The following is an 18,184-nucleotide window of genomic DNA, read 5'->3' on the forward strand; positions in this document are numbered from 1 at the left end:
GGCGTTCCTTCTGACGGGGGCGTCGGCGGGTTCTGACGGAGGGAATCAGGCGGGAACGACCGACTTGCCCAGGCCGCGGTAGTCGAGGACGGTGCCGCCGTAGGTGTGGCGGATTTTGTAGGTGATCTGGTCGTTCGAGAAGAGAGAGCCGGCGGTCGGGCTGTCCTGGGTCCACAGCTCCGGTTCCTGCTGGCCGTCGAGGAAGCCGATCTCGATCGTCGGCACGTCGCGCGGATCGGCCGACACCGCCCAGTCGTTGGCGTCGGTCCAGTACCAGACGGGGCGGATCGTCGGCTTCAGCGTGGCGGTGAAGTCGGGGTCGTTGCGCTGCCCCAGCGTGAAGAGGTCGAAGGCCGTCTCCTCCTGCTCGTCGGGCACCCACAGGAACTTCGGGTTGACGCCGATGACGTCCTCGCCGCCGACGTCCGGCTGCTGCTTCATCTTGAGCCGCAGATCCTTGTAGGAGGCGGACGCCAGGGCGGCGGTGATCAGGTTGCCGTGGTCGACGTGGAACAGGGCCTTGCCGTCGTAGATCGTCGGGTTGGTCCGCAGGAAGTCGAGCACGAACTTGGCCAGCGTCCGCTTGGCCGCCCGCCCCAGGCCGGTGGGGATCCAGGACACGAAGCCGACGTCGTCGTTCTTGATGTCCTCCAGCGCGATGCTCTCCAGCCGGCCGCGCTTGCGGACCTTGTACTTGGCCGGATCGTCCTCGCCGGGGCTGTCGAGTTCCAGATAGGGGTCGTTCTTGGCGACGATCGGCAGGTCGCCGTAGCCGCCCCAGCGGACGCGGGATTGCTCGCGGAAGTCGCCGACGTTGACGACGATGGCGAGGTCGCGCCAGATTTCCATCTCGACGTAGGCGCGATAGACCTGGATGACGCGCTTGTTCATGGAGTCCAAGAAGACGTTGACGAAGTCGTCGCCGTCGAGCGCCTCGCGCAGCAGGGCGCGGTCGCAGTTGCGCAGCCGGCCGGTGACACGCTCGTCGCCGGTGGCCATGACGTAGAGCGCCTTGATCGACTGGGCCTGGGCGTGGTGCTTGTGCGTCTCGTCCCAGAAGGCGTCCAGCGCTTCGCGGAACTTCTCTCCGCGGCTCTGGCCGGGCTCGAAGGTCGGGGCGTCGCCCAGCTCCATCACGGCGCCGTTCCGGGCGAAGGGCGCCAGATAGGCGACCTCGTCGCGGATGCGCTGGTCGACGGCCGCCTCCGTGAAATCGACCTTCGCTTCGAACTCGCCGACGATCCGGGCCTTGGCCTGGGGCGGCAGGCCGCAGCGCTCGACGCGCTCGCGCATCAGGCTGTTGCGGCGGATGGTGGCCGACATGCGGGCCTCGACCAGCCGGGCGACCTCCTCGGCGTTCGGCGTCGGCGCCGGGGAGGGCGGCGGCGAGGTGGGCGCGGGCGTGTCGAGCGCCTCGGCGAAGATCGCCTCTAGCGCGTCGTCGGAGAGGGTGGCGACGTCCTTGCCGGCAAGCAGCGCCGGCCGCTTGGTCTGGATCGCTTCGATCATGCGGGCGCGCAGCGCCATGTCTTCGTCCTTCGCTTCGATGAGGGAGATGACGGCGCCACCGGCGCCGGGCTCGACGATCAGATCGACCGAGCGGATCTTCGTGATGGCGGTGGCCATGCGCAGCGGCTTGCCGCCGGCCTTGCCGGTCCTGGCCTTGCCCTCGGCGTCGATCGACAGGCCGAACAGGTCGGCCATGTCGCGGGCGACCGCCTCGCGCAGCTTCACGCCGATGGCGTCGGCCGGGTCGATCAGAGACAGCACCGCCTGCACCTCGCCGCTGTCGGCGCCTTGGCCCTCGACGAAGGCGGCGCCGGAGATGCGGCCGACCAGATTGCGGAGATCCTTGCCGCCGCCCTTCAGGTGTTCGGCGTCGGACTTGACGAAGACGCGGACGCCTTCAAACAGGCCGACCGCCTCGCGCAGCACCGCGTCGGGATAGAAATTGCCGTTGCCCGACAGGCCGGCGCGGATCACCCGGACCTTGAACTTGCCGGTGACGGCGGCGTCCTCGCCGGCCGCCGCCTCCAGCAGGGCGCCGGCCGCCTCGCGCATGCTGGCGTCGATCGGCGTGAAGGTCTCGACCACCGGGACCGGCGTGCCGAGCGTAACGGTGCCGTCCTTCACCAGCTCGTAGGGGTAGGAGAGCAGACGGTCGTCGGCGCCCTTGCCGGAGACGGACACCACCGCCTCGGCCGGCCACAGGCCGCGCAGGTAGACGTAGACGTCGGCGGTGCCAGCCTGGGTGAAGAGCGCGCGGACGGCACCCTCGACACGGCGGATGATGTCCTGGAAGGAGCCGGCCGCCGCTTCGCGCAACGCCACCTCTCCCACGATGCCGGCGGGCGGGAACAGCATGCTCACGCCTCCTGGACGAGCTTGCGCCCGTCCACCGTCACGACGACCGCGCGCTCGGCGGTGATGGCGACGGCGAGGATGTCGTCGCGCTGGATGCCGAAATGGCGGGCGGCGGCGACCAGGGTGTCTTCGTCGACCGGGTCCGTGGCGACCGGGGTGGCGACGGGTGCGGGTTTGGCCGCTCGGGAGCGGCGGGGCGGCGGGGCCATGCGGTGCGTCTCGCATCGGGGAGCTGAGGTCCCGATTGTGAGGCGCCGAAGGCATGCGCATCATGGGTATGGATACTGCGTCCGAGGTGCCCCGATGGCGTCAATTCTGACGGTGGTTTGACGGGGGCTGGATGCGTTCGGGGCGGTTGGGGGCACCCTCGTTAGGGTCGGGAGGCGGAACGCGCCACAGGCGACGGCGCGCCGCCTTTCCAATCCGACCGAGTCATTCTATATATGGGACGTGACCGCCGCCGTGATGTGAAGTCGGCTTCATCCTGGCGTGCGCCGCCGCAAGCGGCGAGCTGCCGGCCTTACCCGCTCGACGGGACAGGGGTTTCGGGGGAGTTGCGCCCCCTGGCGACGGTCACAAAGTCCCATGGACCACCTCATACGCTTTGCCGTTGGTCAGCTCGCTCCGGGCGACCAGACCGGCGGTGACGACGCTGTTGTGCCGCTGGATTTTGTTGCGGCTGTCGCGGTCGCGCAGCACCACCGTGAAGCGCGCCAGACGCTTCTCCGCCCCGCCGACCTCGGCGATGTATTGCAGGGTCGGTCGCCCCGCCTTCGCCGCGGCGAGGTCCCACAGCACCGCCTTCGGTGATGCAAGGATCTGGGGCAACCGGCGGGCAAGGTCGGCGGGGACGGTCTTGCCCTTCGCCGCCTTGGTGTCGCGCAACATATGCGCCAGCATGCGGTCGGCGACGCCGATCTCGCGGGTGGCCACCACGGCGCCGGCCGTCCGCTTCAGATAGTCCTCCACCTCGGGCAGGAGCTGGGCGGCGGTCATCACCGTTCCATCGGGCTTGGCCTCCCGCCGCAGGATGCGGCCGGCCCAGTTGTCGAAGCCGGTGGCCTTCGCCTCGTCGAGCAGGCGCTTGGTCGCGTTGGCGTCCAGTTCGTCGCGGGTGAAGGGGACGTCGAGCGGGTGTTTCACTTCCCAGCTCGCCATCAGGGGCAGGCTGGTGCAGCCGCAGCGGATGCGCTCCTTCGCCGGCGCCTTCGGATCGCGCGGGAACATGATGGGCTTGCCGCCGACCAGGAAGGGTTCGTCGGGCTTCTTGACCTGGCCGTCAGCCAGGTCGTGCGTCAGGCGGGAATGAACCTTGCCGGACCGGCGCCACTGTTTGCGCATGCCGGGGAGAACCGTCTGGGCCTGCTCCTGGCGGGCCTGGGCGGCGGCGGCGAAGGCGGCACCGATCTCGGTCTGCACAATGGTGACGGCGCGGTTGATGCCGCCGGCCTTCAAGTGCCCGGCCACGGCCTGCGCCGCCTCGAACGGCGTCCGGCCGCCGACCATGGCGATCCCCAGCTCGCCGTTGATCTTGTCGATCAGGGTGGTCGAGATGCCCTTGATGCGGTCGGTGCAGAACGCCTGCATCGCCTCCAGCCGGCGGGTGTCGAGGACGCGCAGCATGCCGCCCAGCTCGACGCCGGCGGCGGCGATCGGCGCGTCGACCAGCAGGGCGCCGGCGTTCCAGGCCGACGACAGCCCGTCCGAGACAGCGCGGTCGAGCCTGCCCTCCATCTCGGTGATCGCGCGGGCGATCTCCGCCTTGAGCGCCGTCAGGTGGTAGAGCTGCCAGTCGGTCGGCGCGCCGGCGAGCTGGGCGAGAACGGCGGTCTGCGCCTCCTTCAGGACGCGCAGCACCTCGGCCTGGGTTTCGGCCTGGATGCGCGACCGGTCCTTCAGCCGGGCCGTGCGCTCGGCCTTGAAGGCGCGGTCGCGTTCGGCATCGGAGGCAGGGGGGTCAGCCATGGCAGCCCATCATCCGGCCTTCAAGACGAGCTGCGAGAGTGCTGAACGCGAGCGCGCCAGCCAATGGAACCACCCCGTTACCGCCGATCCGCAGTCGGTCCACCCGATGGGCCATCCCATCAGATGCTCGACGAACCGCGGGGACAAGCGACGGGTTTCGGCTGAGAACGTCCAACCAGGAACCGTATTCAGCAGGACCAGGAGCGAAGAGAGGCAACTCGTCGCCGGCCAATCGTGGGCCACATAGTTGGAAAGCTGCTGACCCAACTTGGAGCGCTGGGTCCGCTCCTTCTGCGATCGCTTGGAATTGGGGGTTCGGAAGTCCCGCGCCGCAGGCGAAGGCCAGAGCTGGATGGCGTCGATCAACAGAAATTGCCGGTCCCGGCGCTTGCCATCGACCTTTGGCAGCTGGCGCGATCCGAGCCGAGTTACGGCAGACGCGAATGAACTGCCACGCTTCCCGATGTCGATGGGCGTAGGCCAGGATAAAAAGTCGCTCGCGCCTGTGACTTGCGCCGACCTCCTGCGCGCTGAACAATCCTTCCGCAACGATGAAACCCAGCGCTTCCAATTGTCCGCGCACGACGGAATACCCCAGCGTGAGATGGCCGGGCACGTTTTCAAGCCAGACGAGCCAAGGCCGGGACTGGACGATGATGCGGCGGATGTGAGGCCAGAGATGGCGGGGATCGTCGGCGCCACGTCGCCGGCCGGCGTGGCTGAAGGGCTGGCAGGGATAGCCCGCAGACAGGATATCCAGCGTTCCACGCCACGGTCGGCCGTTGAAGGTGGCAACATCGTCCCAGACAGGAGCCTGATCCAAGGCCGCGTCCGCCATCCGCGCCACGAGAGTGGCCGCCGCATAGGCTTCCCGCTCGACGTACACCACAGTGCGATATCCGGGGATGGCGATGTGGAGGCTGAGTTCAAGCCCGCCACCGCCGGCGCAGAAGGCGCCACCTCGCAAAGGCCGGGAGGAAGATACAGCCAGGTCATGGGGCATCCACGTCATCCGGTTCCTGATAAGCATCGCTCGCCGCCTCGTCCTCGGCGTCGGCCATCGCCTTCTCCAGCTCCTGCTTGGCGTCGATCTTCTGGCCGAGCTGGCTGGCGACCAGGGCGATCAGGGCCACGGCCGTCTCGCGCGACAGCAGCTTCTGCATGACGGCGTTCGCCGCCGCCGCCACCGTCTGGGCCAGGGCGCCGGCCATGGCGGCGACGTCCTTCGTCGCCAGATCGGGGAAGACGGCACGGACCTGGAAGGCCGGATCGGCCGGATCGGCGGCGCGGTCGAGCGCCGCGCGCCGCCGCCAGACGACATAGAAGCCGATCTCTTCCAGGATGTGCTTCAGGTCGGTCTGGCGGTCGGTCAGCACCTTCAGCGTCGGCGTTGCCATCTCCGACGCACTGGCGCGGTTGACGTTGCCGCCGTTCCCGTACCAGTGCTCCGGCAAGGTCGAGCCGCCCAGCACGTCGTTGCGCAGGTTCCGCAACGCCTCGCCGCTGTCGGACGCCGAGAAGGTCGGGGCGATGGCCTCCCACTTCTCCCGCTCGTTGTGGACCCGCACAGTGCGCGGGCGCGGCGCCTCGATCTTGGACGCACGCTCGTCGACCTCGGCCTGATCGGCGCCGTCCAGCGTGACGTCCCACAGGACGGAGCGTTGCAGCTCGACGCGCTCGATCTCGCCGAACAGCATCTCCTCGTAGGCGTCGCACTTGTCCACCGCCGAGAGCAGGTCGGAACGCCCCCGGCGCCCCAGCGCCAGCCCGTTGATGCGGAAGAAGAAGCAATCACCGTCCGTCATGCCGGCGCGCAGGCGCAGGGCGCCTTCGCCGAACAGCTGGTCGTCGTCGCCGGCGACGATCACCCGGTACAGCTTGCGCCCGCCCGACAACTTGCGCACCACCACGCCGATCGGCTGGGCGGCGTTGTCGGGATCGGTGACGATCGCCTCGATGGTGCCGGGGTCGACGTAGCCGAGACGGATGGCGCCGGACGTCTCGTTCTCGAACACCCGGAAGCACAGCTCGCCGAACAGCCCCAGCTCGCGGGCGTACATCTTGAACTTGCGGTCGAGCCGGTTGATCGGGTCGCGCACGAAGCCGTCGAGCCAGCCCTGCGCCTCGTCGTCGTCGGCCTCCAGTTTCCAGCCCTCGGCCAACAAAAAGGCCAAGGGCAGCTCGATCAGGCGGTTGGCCAGCCGGTTGCGCTCCCAGGCGTAGACGGCCAGCTTCTGCATGCGCACCTGTGTCATCGGCGCCAGGTCGCGCGACGCATCCGAGGAGATGGGGCGCCAGGACCCGTCCTCGTCGTCGGGGGCGATGCTGTCGCCGGCCGCCTCGCGCAACGGCGCGGACACCGGACCGGCTGCAAGGCCGAACTGGGCCAGCCAGAGTTTCGGATCCAGGAACCACATCACAACCTCCGCAGCAGGCGCGACAGCCCGCCAAACATCCGTCCGCGCTCGCGGGGCGCGCCCGTTGCCTGGGTGCGCCGGCCGCGCTCGCCTCGGTCACCCGCTGGCGGCACGCTGGCGCCGGCGGCGGCGCGCGAGCCGATGGCGATCTGCCAGAGCATTTCCAGGCAATCGACGCCATCGTCATGGTCGACCAGCGGGTAATGCTCGATCTGCTCGATCAGCTGGGACATGGCGGCCGAGAGCCGAATCATGCCGGCCGACAGGTAGGGCTCCAGGCTCTCGATCCGCAGGGCCTTGTCGGTGTGGGGCACCACGGCCTTGGCCGGTACCGGGATGCCGCGCTCCACCGACTTCTCCAGCGGGCTGGTGCGGAAGAATTCCTGGAACTGGATGGCTTCCACGCCCCAGCTCGTGCAGTGATAGGTGTCCTGGAAGCCGATCACGTCGTTGATGATCTTGGCCGGGACGCGCCGCTTGATCGACGCCTCGACGACGTCGAGGATCTTCTTCTCACGGTCATAGCCGCCGACCAGGATGGCGGACGGATCGCGCGATTTGTTCTGCTTGCCCATGCTGGGATCGACCGCGCCGAAGAACGCCCAGACATCGGAACGCTGCACCCAGTAGGTGATGACGCCGAACACCCGGTCATCCTCGGACAGTGGGTCGTTCTGCTGCTCGCTGGCGAAGGCGGTCCGGCCGATCTTGAAGCGGAGCTTCATCAGCGCCTGGAAGGGCCGCACCGCCGGCCAGGACACCTCGGCCCCGCGCACCATGGCGGCGAGGTTGGCGGCGAGGAAACGCTCGGCGGCGTCCTTGCCGTCGTTGCGAAGCTTCTCCTCCCACTTCTCCCAGAGATCCATCCGGTCGGGCCAGCGGCGCACCGACTGGAGCTTCACCGACCGCCAGAGCGGGTTCTTCATCGTCCTGCTGAGCACGCTGTCGTAGTGCAGGATCGTGCCGATGTAGAGGATGTCCAGCGATCCGGCCGCGTCGCCGACGTTGATGACGGCGGAGTTCAGCCACCGCTCCAGCTTGTTGCGCTGGTCGACGGTGCGGACGTTCTCGTCGTTCTCCAGATCGTCGAGCACGGCCAGATCGGGCCGGTGAGGGCCGTGGCGCAGGCCGCGCACCCGCTGCCCGCCACCGCGCGCGTGCACCTTGATGCCGTTGGCAGTGACGATGACGCCTTCCTTCCAGGTCCGCCCCTGCCCGCAAATCTCCGGGAAGTCGAGCTTCAGGCGTGGGTTGCTCTCCAGCTCCGTCTTGATCGCCTCGACCATCAGGACGGCCTGCTCGTTCACATCCATGATGACCAGGATGTATTTCTTGATCGCGCGGGCGATGCACCAGAGCGGCGTGAGCTGGGAGCAGATGGTGGACTTCGCCTCGCCGCGCGGGGCGGCGATGGCGTCGGTTTCGCCTTCGGGCGAGGCGAGCAGCTCAGGGATGCGGGCGTAGAGATGGTCGTGCAGCCGGGAGTTCGGCGACTTGATGTAGTGCGGGAAGTAGGTCCGGGCGAAGAACTCCAGCCCGTCCGGCGCCAGGGCCTGGGCACGCCGCGCGGCGATGGCGTCGGCGGCCTCGTCCAGTCCCGTCACCTCGGCCTCGATCGACGCCTGCCATTCGGCACGCATCTCGGCGACGGTGTCGAGGAACTCCTTCCGCGACAGCTTGGTCAGATGCTCGGACCGATGACGCGCCATCAGGCGAAGTCCCGCGCCAGCTCGGACGCGAACTCGTCCAGCGCGTCGATCAGGAACTCCAGCACGGCCGGGGGCGCCTTGCGCTTGCGGATGAAGCCGGCGAGGCGCTGGATGACGTCGGTGGCGACGGCGAGGCGCGACAGCTCGGGCGACGCCTTGCTCACGGCGCCCATCGTCTTGTTGAAGGCATCGGCCAAGCGGGACAGCACTTCCGCCTTCTTCAGCGGGTCAATGGTCCGCGCCGCCTTGACCTCCTCCATGCACGCCTGATGAAGCATCAGATAGTCGTTGAGGATCATCTCGGCGACGGACTGGCGACCATCGCCGGCGAGCCGCGCGGCGGTGCGCGCCTTTTCCCAGTCGTCGCCCTCGGCCTCCGCGTCGCTCTTCCAGCGCCGGGCGGTGGACAGGGAGACGGCGACCCGGTCGGCCGCCGCTGGCAGCTCCAGCCGGTCATAGACATAGGCGCGCCGCAGATCGGCGCGGGTGGCGTCACCGTGGGCCATCAGCTCTGCTCCAGCGTGCCACGGGCCAGCCCGGCCGCCGTCAGCAGGGCCAGCCGGCGGGCGGTGCCGGCGCTGGGGCTGTCCACGGCGGAGTGGGTGCCGTTGCCGCACACCAGATCGACGCCGTTGTCGGTCAGGGTGAGGACCACGTCGTTCCCCGTCTCGTCGGCGAAGGCGAGGCCGACGGAACCCAGGAAGCGCACCTGTTCGGCGACCTGCTGACGGGAGATGCGGATGCGCTGGGAGCCGGTCAGGATGCGGTGGAGCGCCCCTTCCTTGATCGAATGACCGGGCAACTTGTAGGCGGCGATCAGCATCGCCAGACGGGTGGAGCGCAGCCACGCCGCGCCCTCGGCCTCCAGCTCGAAATGGTCGGTCATGCGGACACCTTTTGACGGTTTGCGGCGGCGTTGGAGAAGATGCCCTCGTGGCGGAGCACCCGCTCGTCGATCTGGTCGACGGTGCGCTGCACCGCCTTGATGTCGCCCTGCACCTCGGTCAGGCGGACCAGTACGTTGGTGATCTGGGCCGCCGTCGGCATCTGTTCCATGGTCTGGCGCAGCTGGTCCATCTGGCCGTCGAGCTTGGCGTGGGCGACGTTGTGGTTGGCGACCCACTCGGACAGCAGGTCGAACCGCGCGTTGAGGCGCGCCTCCAGCGCCACGGCGGCGTCGGCGGACGCCTTGGCGCTGGAGGCGATCTTCTCGGCCGCGTCGATGCGCAGGCTCTGCAAGTCGTCATGGCTGGCCAGCCCCTTGCGGAGCTGGCCGACGACCCATTTGACGAAGGGGAAGACGAGCATCGCCAGGACGAAGGCGACGATGGGCCAGTAATCGCGCAGCCATTGCATCATCGCGGGCGTTCCTCGGTTTCTGTCTGGCAGTCGATGCAGCGCGTCGCGGCCTCGTAGGCGATGCGGCGGGCGGTTGGGATGGGCTCGCCGCAATCCTGGCAATGGTCGCGGCCGGGGGCGGCGAGCCGGTCGCGGATGTCCGCGACCGGCGCCATCAGGTCGATGCGGGCGGCGGCCTCGGCCGCCCGGTCAGCGTCGTCAGCCAACGGCCGGCGCTCCGGCGGAACCATCCTGGAAGACGGTGTGGCCGTCGTCGTTCTGGAGGATGACCGAGCCGAAGGTGCGCGCCATCCGCGCCTCGACCATGGTGGTCAGCGCCGCCGCGGTGATCCCGAAATGGGCAAGGGCGTCGGGCACGCGGTCCAGCGCGTAGTTGACGGCGAGAGCCAGGGTGCGGTTGTGCAGGTCGACCGCCGACAGGGAGGCGTCGGCCGCCTCGTCGATCCGCGTCTCGGCGTAGGCCACGGCCTGAAGCAGCGCCCTGTCCAGGTAGTCGCGGACGTGCTCGTCCAGGTCGAGCCGGGTCCGTTGCTGGATGTGGCTCACCAGCACGCTGATGACGGCGCGCCCGAGCCAGAGCGCGGCGGCGCCGATGACGGTGACGACGGTGCTGGCGATGCCGGACAGGTCGACCGTGGTGCCGCCCGCCGCGCTTGCCAGCGCCGGCAGCGGCACCAGGGCGGCGATGGAAAGGGCGAGCAAAGACCGGCTCAGGCCGGCCGGCGTAAGGGCGACGGACAATGGGAGCCTCCTACAGGAAAGGCGCGACACGGCGCCGGTAGTTGTCGACGAAGTCCTCGACCCGCCCCTTGCCCTTCGGGGTGTTGTAGACCTGCTTCCAGACGCGCCCATGCCCCTCTACGTCACCGGGGGCGGCGAGGCGGACGGGCGAGCGGTAGTAGATCAGGCGGGCGATGGCCGTGGCGTAGGCGAGGTTGGAAGCGAGCTGGTGATCCGGCGACGGGTCGGCGGCCAGCAGGCGGCAGACGCGCGCGTTCAGTTCGGGACGGTGCCGCAGGAAATTGGCGTGGACGTCCGCACGGGTCGCCGGCTCGATTTGATAGATGCCGTAGGCGGGGCCGAGGCGGATGTCGCCGGGACCGGTGATCTGGTCCAAAGCTCTGAAACCGCTTTCCTGTGCGGCGGTGCCGAGCAGAAGGGCTACGGCCGCCTCGCTGTCGATGCCGGGAGCGTCCGGACCGGAGAGGCGGGCCAGGGTATCGCGCACGATGTGGCGCGCGAAGTGGGAGACGGAGAGGCCGGTGGCCAGGGGGGCGGTTGTCGTCATGACAACCATTTTCGCGCGTTGCTACCCCTATCGACATGGAGACGAAATCGAGTGGGCTACCTCAGTCAGGCAGCGTTATCCCGATGCTGTCGAACAGGGGGAGCGGGCGGGCGGGCGGAGCCTGCGGTTCCGTGACGAGCATCTCACCGGGCTTCATGCGGCTGAAGCGATGGGGAACGTCACTGAAGATCGCGCGCAGAACCCGCCTGTCCACCGGTGCGGGCGGAAAGCTGATGGCGGGCGCCAAATGCTGCACATGCTCCCGGCTCATGTCGAGGAGCATAGCGATTTGGGACGTGGTGTAACCGGCGGTGCGCAGGACGCGAGCGCGGTAGGCCCGCAACACAGGCCGGGCGTTCGGGATGGACAAGGTTTCGCGGCCATACGCCTGGGCGATCAGGCGGGCGGCGCGCCACCCGACCGCCCGCACCAAGGGATGGGCCTTGGTCAGGCTGTTCCGCTCCGGGATGTAGAAGCGACGTCCGCGTGCGGCCACGCACAGATCGACCGCCGCCTGCAAGCCGGCAATCTCGGCGATCTCGCGCAGGATGCCGGGCAGGATGTGCGGGGTAAGGCCGGGCGGGACGTCGGTGGTCATAACGAAGGATCCTCTGGCCGGGTGGTGGCGCGGGTGCGCCAGCTCTTCAGCGCCTCGACGACACGGACGGCGACCTGGGGCGACAGCCAGCCGACGTCCTGGCGGGTCTGCCGCTTCACGAAGGCGGCGAGCGCCGCCTCGGACCGATCCCGGACGGCGCCGAGGTCGGCCAGCTCCAACCAAAGGCCCCGGATCATCGCCATCTGCGCCGTGTCGGTGTAGCGGCGCCGGCCGATCGCCGCCGGGGCCTTGCGGGGCGCGCCGGCTCCGTGCAGGGCGTCGACGACGGCGCGGAGCTGGGTTTCGGTCATCGACCGGGTGGAGGTGGTGCCGCCGGTGACATGGGCCAGCCAGGGGCGCCAGACGTCGTCGTCGGCCAAGTCGGGGACCTGACGGCGGAGCACCTGGACCTTGGTCCGGAGCGGCTTCAAGGCGTCAACGGTTGCGGGGGTTTTGACGGTGCGGGTCATGACGGCACTCCCTTCTTGGCCTTGGCCGGATCACCCTTGCAGATTGGGCAGACACGGCCTTTGCGTTCGGCGGTGACGCTGCGCTCCGGAACCCAGCCGGTCGTGTGGTGGCAGATTTTGCACCACAGTCGGATGTAGGCCCGTCCATCGTGGCTCGGATTGCCGGCGTCGAACACATGCATGGTGCGGGGCCGGTGACGAGCTGGCGCACGGGGCTTGCGGAAGAGGTCGAGCTGCCGCATCACGGCGCCCTCCGAGTCAGCGGGCCGACGTTCCGTTCGGCGGCGTCGTTGAACCAGGCTGCCAGATCGCCCGGCGTGACGCCGGCTTCCCGGCACAGATCCATGGTGACGTCGAACAGGGCGCGCGGATCGGCGTCGAGACGCACGGGCGGCGTGACGCCGGTCAACGCCATGGCGGCACGGAGGAGGAGGCGCGCAAGCTGGGCACGCGACGCACCATCCAAGGCGCGGCCCTGGTGCAGGCGCTGGGCGGCCACGCCGAGGGAGAGCGCAAGGGCGGCGGTGTCGCGCGGCATGATTCAGCTCTCCAGCCGGCCGGAGAGCGGCGGGCGGCCCAGCGCCGAGAGCGACCGGTTGGCCTTCTCGACCAGCTCGTCGTCGGACAGGGTCTGGCGGTCCACGCGGTGGGCACCGGCGCCGGCCGACAGGACCACGTAGCCCCGGCTCATCAGGTGACGGCGGGCTTGGTCGACGACGTCGACGCCGAACAGCGGCGACGTTGTGGAGGGCGTGGTGCGGCCGAAGCGCTGAACACTCCACCGGCTCGACTTCCCGGCGATGGTCGCGCGACGCTCCGCTCCTTTACGGTACTCGAACGACAGGCGCCCGTCGCTGGCCAGGGTGCCGATGGCGCGCGACGCTCGGCGAAGGTCGGTGCCGATCTGACGGGCGACTTCAGCGTTCGTCGGACAGGCCGCCCCGGCGTCGACGGCGGCGGCGAAGATGCGCAAGATTGCGTCGGCCATGGAAGGTGGTGCGCCGGCCGGAGCCGGCGTTGCGGTGCGCGCGGGTTTGGACGGTGCCGGCACCGATGTGGCCGGCTCCGGCAGAACGATGCGCAGCGGCGCGGGCTCCGGCACGGGCGCCGAGGGCGAAGTGATCGGCGTGGGCGGAAGCACGGCGGCCACGCGCTGTCAGGGAAGCATCAGGAGCGCCGCAATCTCCTCCGGCGGACGACCGGCGGCGTGGTGCTTGAGAATGCGGCGGTCGATGGTCGTGGGCGACAGATCGGCGGGAAGCATGGCGGCCTCAATCGGCGGGAAGGTCGGCCGCGACGGTCGCCGACCGGCGCAGGATCGCGGCAAGGCTGGACTGGCCCGGCACCATCGGGCGCTCGGGCAGGCGCGCGGGGATGCCACGCGTCGGCCGGAGCGTCCGGACGTGCGGGCCGTCGAGAAGGAAACCGACCTCCTCCCGGTGGCCGGGGATGCCGGCGACCAGGAGGACGGGGACGACGCCGTCATAGACGGTGACGGACAGAGCGATGGGGGCGGCCTTCATGCGTGCCCCACCACGGCGTCCAGCGGATCCGCGAAACGAAAATCCGGAAGGATCTGGCGCAGCTCATGAGCGACCGCGTTGGTCCACCACACGTTGCTCCAATCCCAGGCGCGGACGATGCGCGGCTCGTTCCGGTAGTTGATGACGCCGATCCGCCAGCCCACGGCGCGGCGGTACCAGCCACCCGCGATACAATCCGTGAACTCGGTGCTCTGGCCCGGCTTGGTGTAGCGGTCCATGCCGTAGATCAGCTCGTCAGCGCCGCCGAGGATGGTGCGGCGCAGATGGGCCATGACGCCTCCGGGCGGCAGAGCGAGCGCCCCCAGTTCAAGCCTGTCACCATGGCGGGTGATCATCTGGTGCGGCCAGACGCCGTCCTCGTCGATGCAGGCGGCGACCAGTTCGTGGAATAAGGCAGGCAGATCGGTCATGGCATCAGCCCTTTCGCGGCTTCAGCCAGTCGGTCAAGCTGATCCGGCTGCTCATGGAGCTGTTGCTCGCGGGCGGCTTCGTTGATCGCCTTGTCGCGAGCGGTGCGGTAGGCGCGCAGGGCCTCCCAGGTGGCGTCACCTACGGCGCGCCGGTTGCGGCTGAAGGCGCGCCATGTCCGATAGACCTCCGCCTGCGTCGCCGGTGATACCAGCCGCCAGTGACGCAGACACATCAGCTTTCCGGCCCGCTGAGAGCCGGTGCAGCCGGGGACGGGGCAAGGGCTGCTCATGATGCGGCCCCCTTCCGGCTGGCGCCGACGATGGCGCCGGCCACCTCGGCGACGGTGTTGCCGCTGGAAATCACCAGCACCACGCCCCAGCGGGACGCGATGGCGGTCTCCAGTTTCTCCATGTCGGGGATGGCGCCCAGCAGCCGGCCGACCAGCATCCGGGGTGTGACGGCGGCGATCGCCGCCTCGCCGGTGCGGCCCATGGCCTCGCCGATGTGACGGCGGAGCCAGTGCGTCACCTCCTGCTCCAGCGGCAGGCGGCTGGACACGGGCATCACGGGCGCCGGGCGGTCCCAGCGCTCGATCGCGGCGACCGTCAGGGCCGCCACGTCGAGCAGACGGTCGCGGTAGGCGGCATCCGTCTCAGCGCGGGATAAGCGGTGGAGTTGCGCGTGGATGTGCCCCTCCATGTCCTCCGCGTTGTGGGCATCATCATGAGCGTGGTCATAACCGCGCTCGATCTGATGGACGCGCCGGGACGCTACGTCCGACAGGACGTGCGCCAGCGCGTGACCGGCCGGGCCGTCGAAGACGGGCGGGTACTGGACCAGCTCCACTTCGACGGGGCGTCCTTCCGTCAGTGTGGCGGTGTGGATGCGGTCACACATGGGGCGCCTCCACCGCATAGCTGGCGAGCCGGCGCTTGATCTGCTTGCGGAACCAACTGGCCGCCTCAAGCGCGACCTCGTCGGTCCTGGCCTCCGGGATGCCAGGAACCAGAAGCGTCCGGCCGTCATAGCCGTGCCGGGCGACCACTTCAGCCGCCTTGCGGACATGGGCGGCGGGACCACGCCCCAGCACCAGGGCGCCCTTGGGGGCGATGTGGGAGAAGCCGATTTCTCCGGAGCGGTAGCAGAAAACGGCAAGGGGGAGCTTGGCCATGCTGCACCTCACGCGCTGGCAAGGTCGATGGTGACGGCTTCCCAACGGGCGTCGGGCGTCGGTCGGCGGTGGAACCGGACGTAGGTCTTGGTTCCTTCGATCCGCACGCTGTCGGCAATCGCCGCCATGGCCCGCTGCCACCTGTCGTCTTCGATCGCCACGCGGCGCAGGGCAAAAACGCCGTCCCGGCTGACCTGCCCTTCCTTGTCGACGCGGAAGGCATGCTCGACCAGGGCGCGGATGTTGACGTTCGCGTCGGCGGCCCATTCGGCGATGCACTCGTCGATCAGGTTCTTCGCAATCTGAAGCTCCGGCCCGAAGGTCATGTTGTCGGCGACGGCGACCTGCACCCGCAGCGTCCCGTCGTAGCTGGTCAGGGTCAGGTTGCCCTTCTGGCCGCCGCGCTGGGCGTCGTACTGCTCGGCCAAGAGCGCCAGGAACGCACCGACGTCGTCGAAGGTGTGGCTCTTGAAGCGGGCGACCTCAGCCGACAGGGCGTCGGCGTAGCCCATCAGCTTGCGCACGAGCTGGTCCTGAAGCTTGTCGACCGGCTTGACCAGCGCTTCGGGAACCAGCCGGCCCTTGGCATCGGCCATGTAGCCGGCCGGGATCGTGGTGGTGGTGACGGTGTCCATGGGTTCGTCTTTCACTGCGAAGAAAATGGCGGGGAAGCGCTCCGGCCCGGCGGGGGCCGGCGAAGCGGTGGGCGGGGCGAGGCCAAAGGCGGTGTGCAGCGCCGCCTGGATGCGGGTGCCGGCGTCGGTCACGGCCGGCCCCGGCGGGGATCGGAGGGCGGCGGCTGGATGGCGACCAGCAGCGAGACGCACAGCCAGCGGCCGGCGTGCTGCGCCAGGGTGGCGGACGACAGCCCGCCGCCGTCCGGATCGGCGAGGAGGCAGGCGTAGCGGTCGCCGCCACGGTCCTGCCACGTTGAGATCCGGCGGATGACGGTGCGGCGGCCCTCGGCCGTGGCGATGTCGATCTCGACCAGGGCGCCGGGCCGGAGCGCGGTCATCGGCGCGACCGTGCGACAGCATGCAAGGTCACCTCGCTGGACTGGAAGGCGGTGGTGCCCTTGCAGGGTGTGCAGATGCGGTTGCCCACCCCCTCGGACGCGAAGTCGCTGCCGCAGCACAGGCACCGCCGCTGACGGAGCGCGGACTGTCCTCCCTTCTGGGGTGGCGGCGCATCGACCAGCGCATCCCACCCCAGCACCGTCAGCCGCAGCACGCTGGTGCGGCCCAGCCAGCCCGCCGCCCTAACCCAGCCGCGACTGAGGAGGTCGGCACGGATGGCCGCACCGTGCTGTTCGGAGCAGTCCAGAGCGACGCCAAGGTCCGGCCCGCTGATCGTCGATCCGGCAGCCTCGGCGTCGGCGACCAGCCGCAGGGCGCGCAGGGCCTTGGCGCGGCTGTAGGGCACGGCCTTGACCGGCGCCGCCGCCACACCCGTGTCCAGCGCAGCCCAGCCGGCAGACGTTACCCGCAGCCGGCCGGGCAGGCTGCCGCGGGGCGGCTCGACGACATCCAGCCAGCCGCACTCGACGCAGGCGCGGCGCAGGCCGGGACCGGTGCCGCCCGCCATGCCGATCTGCTCGGCGAGCGCGATGGCCGACATGGTCTGGCCGTCCGCCTCCAGCGTGGCGTAGGCGCGCAGCATGCGCAGGAGGGTGGCGTCGGTATAAGCCTGGGGCGCGCTCATGCGGCGTCTCCACCGACCGGAGACTGGGCGCGGCGCCGACGCTCGGCCGACAGATCGATCACGCCGTCAGGGATGTCCCGCGCCGACGCGGGGACGACATGCTGTTCCAGCCGCTCGGCTTGGTCGGCCAGCGCCTCCAGCAGGCCGATCACGTTGGCGGCCTGATGGCTGTCCATGAAGATCTGACCGTCGAAGGCCGCCACCCGCCGCCGGAAGGTGCCGCACAGGGAACGAAGATCACCGCTCAGCATCGGAACCTCTCGCGCGATCAGGGTTGGACGAGCACTGGCGGCACGCCTGCCAGTGGCGGAAACTGCGGGCGGAGCCCGTGGGCATCGGGCGGGCGCGGTGCTTGCTGCACACGTCAATCGCGATGGCCTCGCCGAGATACGGGCAGGCGACGGCACCGAAGCGCTCGATCACCCGCCGCGCCATCCGGTCCAGCCCACCGACGTAGCTGCCCGCCAGGGCCATGGAGACGGCGGGACGGGAATACTCAATCTCGCGGGCAGTGGCGGCGATGCTGGTCGCCTCGACGCGGGCGCGCAGTAGGGCCATGGCCGTCTCGATCTCGGCCGCCGTCATGGCTGGTCGCCCCTCTGGCTGTTGCGGGCATGGACGGTGTCGGTGTTGGGGTCGTACACCTCGGAAGCCCTGGCGCGGGCAATCGGGGTCAGGGGGCCGCTGTCACGGATCAGTGCGTAGCGTTTGACCGGCGGTCGCCCCGGCCCTTCTACCTTGGTCGGGCGCAGCTCCGCCAGATAGCCCGCCTGTTGCAGGGCGCGGACGTACCGGTGCGCCAGCGAGCGCGGGCACGTTTCCTCGCCAGCCGCCAGATCCAGAAGATCGCCGATGGTGAATTTGCGGCGCATCCGTATGGCGCGCCACAGCCGCGTCGGCAGGGATTTGGGCGCTGCCCGCATTCGGGGCAGCGAACCGGTCGGACCGCCGTTCAGCGGCGCTCCCGTGGCCCTGAAATCGGCGCCGGCCTGCGTCACCTCGTAGCAGCCCCGCTCCCGCCGCACGACGAAGCCGCGCTCGATCAGGCCGCGGGCGCCGTGGGACACCTGATGCGCCGCCAACCCCGTTCGCCCGGTCAGCTCGTCGAACGGGATGCAGCGCCCGGCGTCCGACAGCGCGGCGAGGACGGCCTGTTGCAGCGTGGCGTTGCCGGTTTCGGTGGCCAT

28 protein-coding genes are annotated in these 18,184 nt (G+C 69.6%); all 28 read right to left on the minus strand.

Going from position 1 to position 18,184, the window contains the following annotated elements; translation table 11 throughout:
- Nucleotides 1–45 precede the first annotated feature (45 nt).
- Complete coding sequence (locus JN22_RS33530) at nt 46–2,364, minus strand: phage major capsid protein (protein ID WP_085558221.1); 2,319 nt, start codon at nt 2,362–2,364, stop codon at nt 46–48.
- 2 nt (nt 2,365–2,366) lie between these two features.
- Nucleotides 2,367–2,573: a hypothetical protein gene (locus JN22_RS33535; protein ID WP_085558222.1), complete on the minus strand. Its 207-nt coding sequence runs from the start codon at nt 2,571–2,573 to the stop codon at nt 2,367–2,369.
- A gap of 364 nt (nt 2,574–2,937) precedes the next feature.
- On the minus strand, nt 2,938–4,329 hold the full coding sequence (locus JN22_RS33540; protein ID WP_085558223.1) for a hypothetical protein: 1,392 nt from the start codon (nt 4,327–4,329) through the stop codon (nt 2,938–2,940).
- Nucleotides 4,322–5,332: a DNA cytosine methyltransferase gene (locus JN22_RS33545; RefSeq protein WP_085558224.1), complete on the minus strand. Its 1,011-nt coding sequence runs from the start codon at nt 5,330–5,332 to the stop codon at nt 4,322–4,324. The genes JN22_RS33540 and JN22_RS33545 overlap by 8 nt, the downstream gene beginning before the upstream one ends.
- Nucleotides 5,322–6,746 (minus strand): hypothetical protein, encoded by a 1,425-nt coding sequence (locus JN22_RS33550; protein ID WP_085558225.1) that lies wholly within the window; start codon nt 6,744–6,746, stop codon nt 5,322–5,324. Before JN22_RS33550 ends, JN22_RS33545 begins: the two co-directional genes overlap by 11 nt.
- On the minus strand, nt 6,746–8,455 hold the full coding sequence (gene terL / locus JN22_RS33555) for a phage terminase large subunit (protein ID WP_143269031.1): 1,710 nt from the start codon (nt 8,453–8,455) through the stop codon (nt 6,746–6,748). Before terL ends, JN22_RS33550 begins: the two co-directional genes overlap by 1 nt.
- Nucleotides 8,455–8,961, minus strand: coding sequence for a DUF1804 family protein (locus tag JN22_RS33560; protein ID WP_085558226.1), 507 nt, complete (start codon nt 8,959–8,961; stop codon nt 8,455–8,457). Before JN22_RS33560 ends, terL begins: the two co-directional genes overlap by 1 nt.
- Entirely contained in the window at nt 8,961–9,341 is a 381-nt protein-coding gene (locus JN22_RS33565) for a hypothetical protein (RefSeq protein WP_085558227.1), read from the minus strand. Before JN22_RS33565 ends, JN22_RS33560 begins: the two co-directional genes overlap by 1 nt.
- Nucleotides 9,338–9,814, minus strand: coding sequence for a DUF2730 family protein (locus tag JN22_RS33570; protein ID WP_085558228.1), 477 nt, complete (start codon nt 9,812–9,814; stop codon nt 9,338–9,340). Before JN22_RS33570 ends, JN22_RS33565 begins: the two co-directional genes overlap by 4 nt.
- Complete coding sequence (locus JN22_RS33575; protein WP_085558430.1) at nt 9,811–10,020, minus strand: TraR/DksA C4-type zinc finger protein; 210 nt, start codon at nt 10,018–10,020, stop codon at nt 9,811–9,813. Before JN22_RS33575 ends, JN22_RS33570 begins: the two co-directional genes overlap by 4 nt.
- On the minus strand, nt 10,013–10,555 hold the full coding sequence (locus JN22_RS33580) for a hypothetical protein (protein WP_143269033.1): 543 nt from the start codon (nt 10,553–10,555) through the stop codon (nt 10,013–10,015). Before JN22_RS33580 ends, JN22_RS33575 begins: the two co-directional genes overlap by 8 nt.
- Before the next feature lie 10 nt (nt 10,556–10,565).
- Nucleotides 10,566–11,102, minus strand: a complete 537-nt coding sequence (locus JN22_RS33585) for a hypothetical protein (RefSeq protein WP_085558230.1) — start codon at nt 11,100–11,102, stop codon at nt 10,566–10,568.
- A 61-nt stretch (nt 11,103–11,163) separates the two neighbouring features.
- Complete coding sequence (locus JN22_RS33590) at nt 11,164–11,700, minus strand: hypothetical protein (protein ID WP_085558231.1); 537 nt, start codon at nt 11,698–11,700, stop codon at nt 11,164–11,166.
- Nucleotides 11,697–12,170 (minus strand): regulatory protein GemA, encoded by a 474-nt coding sequence (locus tag JN22_RS33595; RefSeq protein ID WP_085558232.1) that lies wholly within the window; start codon nt 12,168–12,170, stop codon nt 11,697–11,699. Before JN22_RS33595 ends, JN22_RS33590 begins: the two co-directional genes overlap by 4 nt.
- The gene (locus JN22_RS33600; RefSeq protein WP_143269034.1) at nt 12,167–12,412 is read right to left on the minus strand and encodes a hypothetical protein; all 246 of its coding nucleotides are present in this window, start codon (nt 12,410–12,412) and stop codon (nt 12,167–12,169) included. The genes JN22_RS33595 and JN22_RS33600 overlap by 4 nt, the downstream gene beginning before the upstream one ends.
- Complete coding sequence (locus JN22_RS33605; protein WP_085558233.1) at nt 12,412–12,708, minus strand: hypothetical protein; 297 nt, start codon at nt 12,706–12,708, stop codon at nt 12,412–12,414. The genes JN22_RS33600 and JN22_RS33605 overlap by 1 nt, the downstream gene beginning before the upstream one ends.
- 3 nt (nt 12,709–12,711) lie before the next feature.
- On the minus strand, nt 12,712–13,158 hold the full coding sequence (locus JN22_RS33610) for a hypothetical protein (protein ID WP_085558234.1): 447 nt from the start codon (nt 13,156–13,158) through the stop codon (nt 12,712–12,714).
- Between the two features lie 283 nt (nt 13,159–13,441).
- Entirely contained in the window at nt 13,442–13,693 is a 252-nt protein-coding gene (locus tag JN22_RS33615; protein WP_085558235.1) for a hypothetical protein, read from the minus strand.
- Complete coding sequence (locus JN22_RS33620) at nt 13,690–14,124, minus strand: hypothetical protein (RefSeq protein WP_085558236.1); 435 nt, start codon at nt 14,122–14,124, stop codon at nt 13,690–13,692. Before JN22_RS33620 ends, JN22_RS33615 begins: the two co-directional genes overlap by 4 nt.
- Nucleotides 14,121–14,357, minus strand: coding sequence for a hypothetical protein (locus tag JN22_RS33625; RefSeq protein ID WP_085558237.1), 237 nt, complete (start codon nt 14,355–14,357; stop codon nt 14,121–14,123). Before JN22_RS33625 ends, JN22_RS33620 begins: the two co-directional genes overlap by 4 nt.
- Before the next feature lie 53 nt (nt 14,358–14,410).
- Complete coding sequence (locus tag JN22_RS33630) at nt 14,411–15,022, minus strand: hypothetical protein (protein WP_143269035.1); 612 nt, start codon at nt 15,020–15,022, stop codon at nt 14,411–14,413.
- A complete protein-coding gene (locus JN22_RS33635) occupies nt 15,015–15,296 on the minus strand; it encodes a host nuclease inhibitor protein (protein WP_143269036.1) in 282 nt (93 codons plus the stop codon). The genes JN22_RS33630 and JN22_RS33635 overlap by 8 nt, the downstream gene beginning before the upstream one ends.
- Nucleotides 15,297–15,304: 8 nt before the next feature.
- Nucleotides 15,305–16,063, minus strand: a complete 759-nt coding sequence (locus JN22_RS33640) for a DUF3164 family protein (RefSeq protein WP_223678029.1) — start codon at nt 16,061–16,063, stop codon at nt 15,305–15,307.
- Nucleotides 16,060–16,311 (minus strand): hypothetical protein, encoded by a 252-nt coding sequence (locus JN22_RS33645; RefSeq protein ID WP_085558239.1) that lies wholly within the window; start codon nt 16,309–16,311, stop codon nt 16,060–16,062. Before JN22_RS33645 ends, JN22_RS33640 begins: the two co-directional genes overlap by 4 nt.
- Nucleotides 16,308–16,997 carry a hypothetical protein gene (locus tag JN22_RS33650; RefSeq protein ID WP_085558240.1) on the minus strand — a complete coding sequence of 230 codons (690 nt, stop codon included), beginning with the start codon at nt 16,995–16,997 and terminating at the stop codon, nt 16,308–16,310. Before JN22_RS33650 ends, JN22_RS33645 begins: the two co-directional genes overlap by 4 nt.
- The gene (locus tag JN22_RS33655; protein WP_085558241.1) at nt 16,994–17,248 is read right to left on the minus strand and encodes a hypothetical protein; all 255 of its coding nucleotides are present in this window, start codon (nt 17,246–17,248) and stop codon (nt 16,994–16,996) included. Before JN22_RS33655 ends, JN22_RS33650 begins: the two co-directional genes overlap by 4 nt.
- Nucleotides 17,235–17,582, minus strand: a complete 348-nt coding sequence (locus JN22_RS33660) for a hypothetical protein (protein WP_085558242.1) — start codon at nt 17,580–17,582, stop codon at nt 17,235–17,237. Before JN22_RS33660 ends, JN22_RS33655 begins: the two co-directional genes overlap by 14 nt.
- Nucleotides 17,579–18,184: a hypothetical protein gene (locus tag JN22_RS33665; RefSeq protein WP_085558243.1), complete on the minus strand. Its 606-nt coding sequence runs from the start codon at nt 18,182–18,184 to the stop codon at nt 17,579–17,581. Before JN22_RS33665 ends, JN22_RS33660 begins: the two co-directional genes overlap by 4 nt.

The organism is Azospirillum agricola, from assembly GCF_020005195.1.
Classification (GTDB): domain Bacteria; phylum Pseudomonadota; class Alphaproteobacteria; order Azospirillales; family Azospirillaceae; genus Azospirillum; species Azospirillum agricola.

Excerpts from the sequence above, each read along its gene's own strand:
- JN22_RS33645 (WP_085558239.1), bottom strand. The coding sequence starts at position 16,311 with ATGACCGCGCTCCGGCCCGGCGCCCTGGTCGAGATCGACATCGCCACG.
- JN22_RS33665 (WP_085558243.1), bottom strand. The coding sequence starts at position 18,184 with ATGGCCACCGAAACCGGCAACGCCACGCTGCAACAGGCCGTCCTCGCC.
- JN22_RS33540 (WP_085558223.1), bottom strand. The coding sequence starts at position 4,329 with ATGGCTGACCCCCCTGCCTCCGATGCCGAACGCGACCGCGCCTTCAAG.
- JN22_RS33545 (WP_085558224.1), bottom strand. The coding sequence starts at position 5,332 with ATGCCCCATGACCTGGCTGTATCTTCCTCCCGGCCTTTGCGAGGTGGC.
- JN22_RS33550 (WP_085558225.1), bottom strand. The coding sequence starts at position 6,746 with ATGTGGTTCCTGGATCCGAAACTCTGGCTGGCCCAGTTCGGCCTTGCA.
- JN22_RS33535 (WP_085558222.1), bottom strand. The coding sequence starts at position 2,573 with ATGGCCCCGCCGCCCCGCCGCTCCCGAGCGGCCAAACCCGCACCCGTC.
- JN22_RS33655 (WP_085558241.1), bottom strand. The coding sequence starts at position 17,248 with ATGCTGAGCGGTGATCTTCGTTCCCTGTGCGGCACCTTCCGGCGGCGG.
- terL (WP_143269031.1), bottom strand. The coding sequence starts at position 8,455 with ATGGCGCGTCATCGGTCCGAGCATCTGACCAAGCTGTCGCGGAAGGAG.
- JN22_RS33585 (WP_085558230.1), bottom strand. The coding sequence starts at position 11,102 with ATGACGACAACCGCCCCCCTGGCCACCGGCCTCTCCGTCTCCCACTTC.
- JN22_RS33590 (WP_085558231.1), bottom strand. The coding sequence starts at position 11,700 with ATGACCACCGACGTCCCGCCCGGCCTTACCCCGCACATCCTGCCCGGC.
- JN22_RS33595 (WP_085558232.1), bottom strand. The coding sequence starts at position 12,170 with ATGACCCGCACCGTCAAAACCCCCGCAACCGTTGACGCCTTGAAGCCG.
- JN22_RS33620 (WP_085558236.1), bottom strand. The coding sequence starts at position 14,124 with ATGACCGATCTGCCTGCCTTATTCCACGAACTGGTCGCCGCCTGCATC.
- JN22_RS33565 (WP_085558227.1), bottom strand. The coding sequence starts at position 9,341 with ATGACCGACCATTTCGAGCTGGAGGCCGAGGGCGCGGCGTGGCTGCGC.
- JN22_RS33610 (WP_085558234.1), bottom strand. The coding sequence starts at position 13,158 with ATGGCCGACGCAATCTTGCGCATCTTCGCCGCCGCCGTCGACGCCGGG.
- JN22_RS33560 (WP_085558226.1), bottom strand. The coding sequence starts at position 8,961 with ATGGCCCACGGTGACGCCACCCGCGCCGATCTGCGGCGCGCCTATGTC.
- JN22_RS33530 (WP_085558221.1), bottom strand. The coding sequence starts at position 2,364 with ATGCTGTTCCCGCCCGCCGGCATCGTGGGAGAGGTGGCGTTGCGCGAA.
- JN22_RS33570 (WP_085558228.1), bottom strand. The coding sequence starts at position 9,814 with ATGATGCAATGGCTGCGCGATTACTGGCCCATCGTCGCCTTCGTCCTG.
- JN22_RS33615 (WP_085558235.1), bottom strand. The coding sequence starts at position 13,693 with ATGAAGGCCGCCCCCATCGCTCTGTCCGTCACCGTCTATGACGGCGTC.
- JN22_RS33605 (WP_085558233.1), bottom strand. The coding sequence starts at position 12,708 with ATGCCGCGCGACACCGCCGCCCTTGCGCTCTCCCTCGGCGTGGCCGCC.
- JN22_RS33630 (WP_143269035.1), bottom strand. The coding sequence starts at position 15,022 with ATGTGTGACCGCATCCACACCGCCACACTGACGGAAGGACGCCCCGTC.
- JN22_RS33600 (WP_143269034.1), bottom strand. The coding sequence starts at position 12,412 with ATGCGGCAGCTCGACCTCTTCCGCAAGCCCCGTGCGCCAGCTCGTCAC.
- JN22_RS33650 (WP_085558240.1), bottom strand. The coding sequence starts at position 16,997 with ATGAGCGCGCCCCAGGCTTATACCGACGCCACCCTCCTGCGCATGCTG.
- JN22_RS33625 (WP_085558237.1), bottom strand. The coding sequence starts at position 14,357 with ATGTGTCTGCGTCACTGGCGGCTGGTATCACCGGCGACGCAGGCGGAG.
- JN22_RS33635 (WP_143269036.1), bottom strand. The coding sequence starts at position 15,296 with ATGGCCAAGCTCCCCCTTGCCGTTTTCTGCTACCGCTCCGGAGAAATC.
- JN22_RS33660 (WP_085558242.1), bottom strand. The coding sequence starts at position 17,582 with ATGACGGCGGCCGAGATCGAGACGGCCATGGCCCTACTGCGCGCCCGC.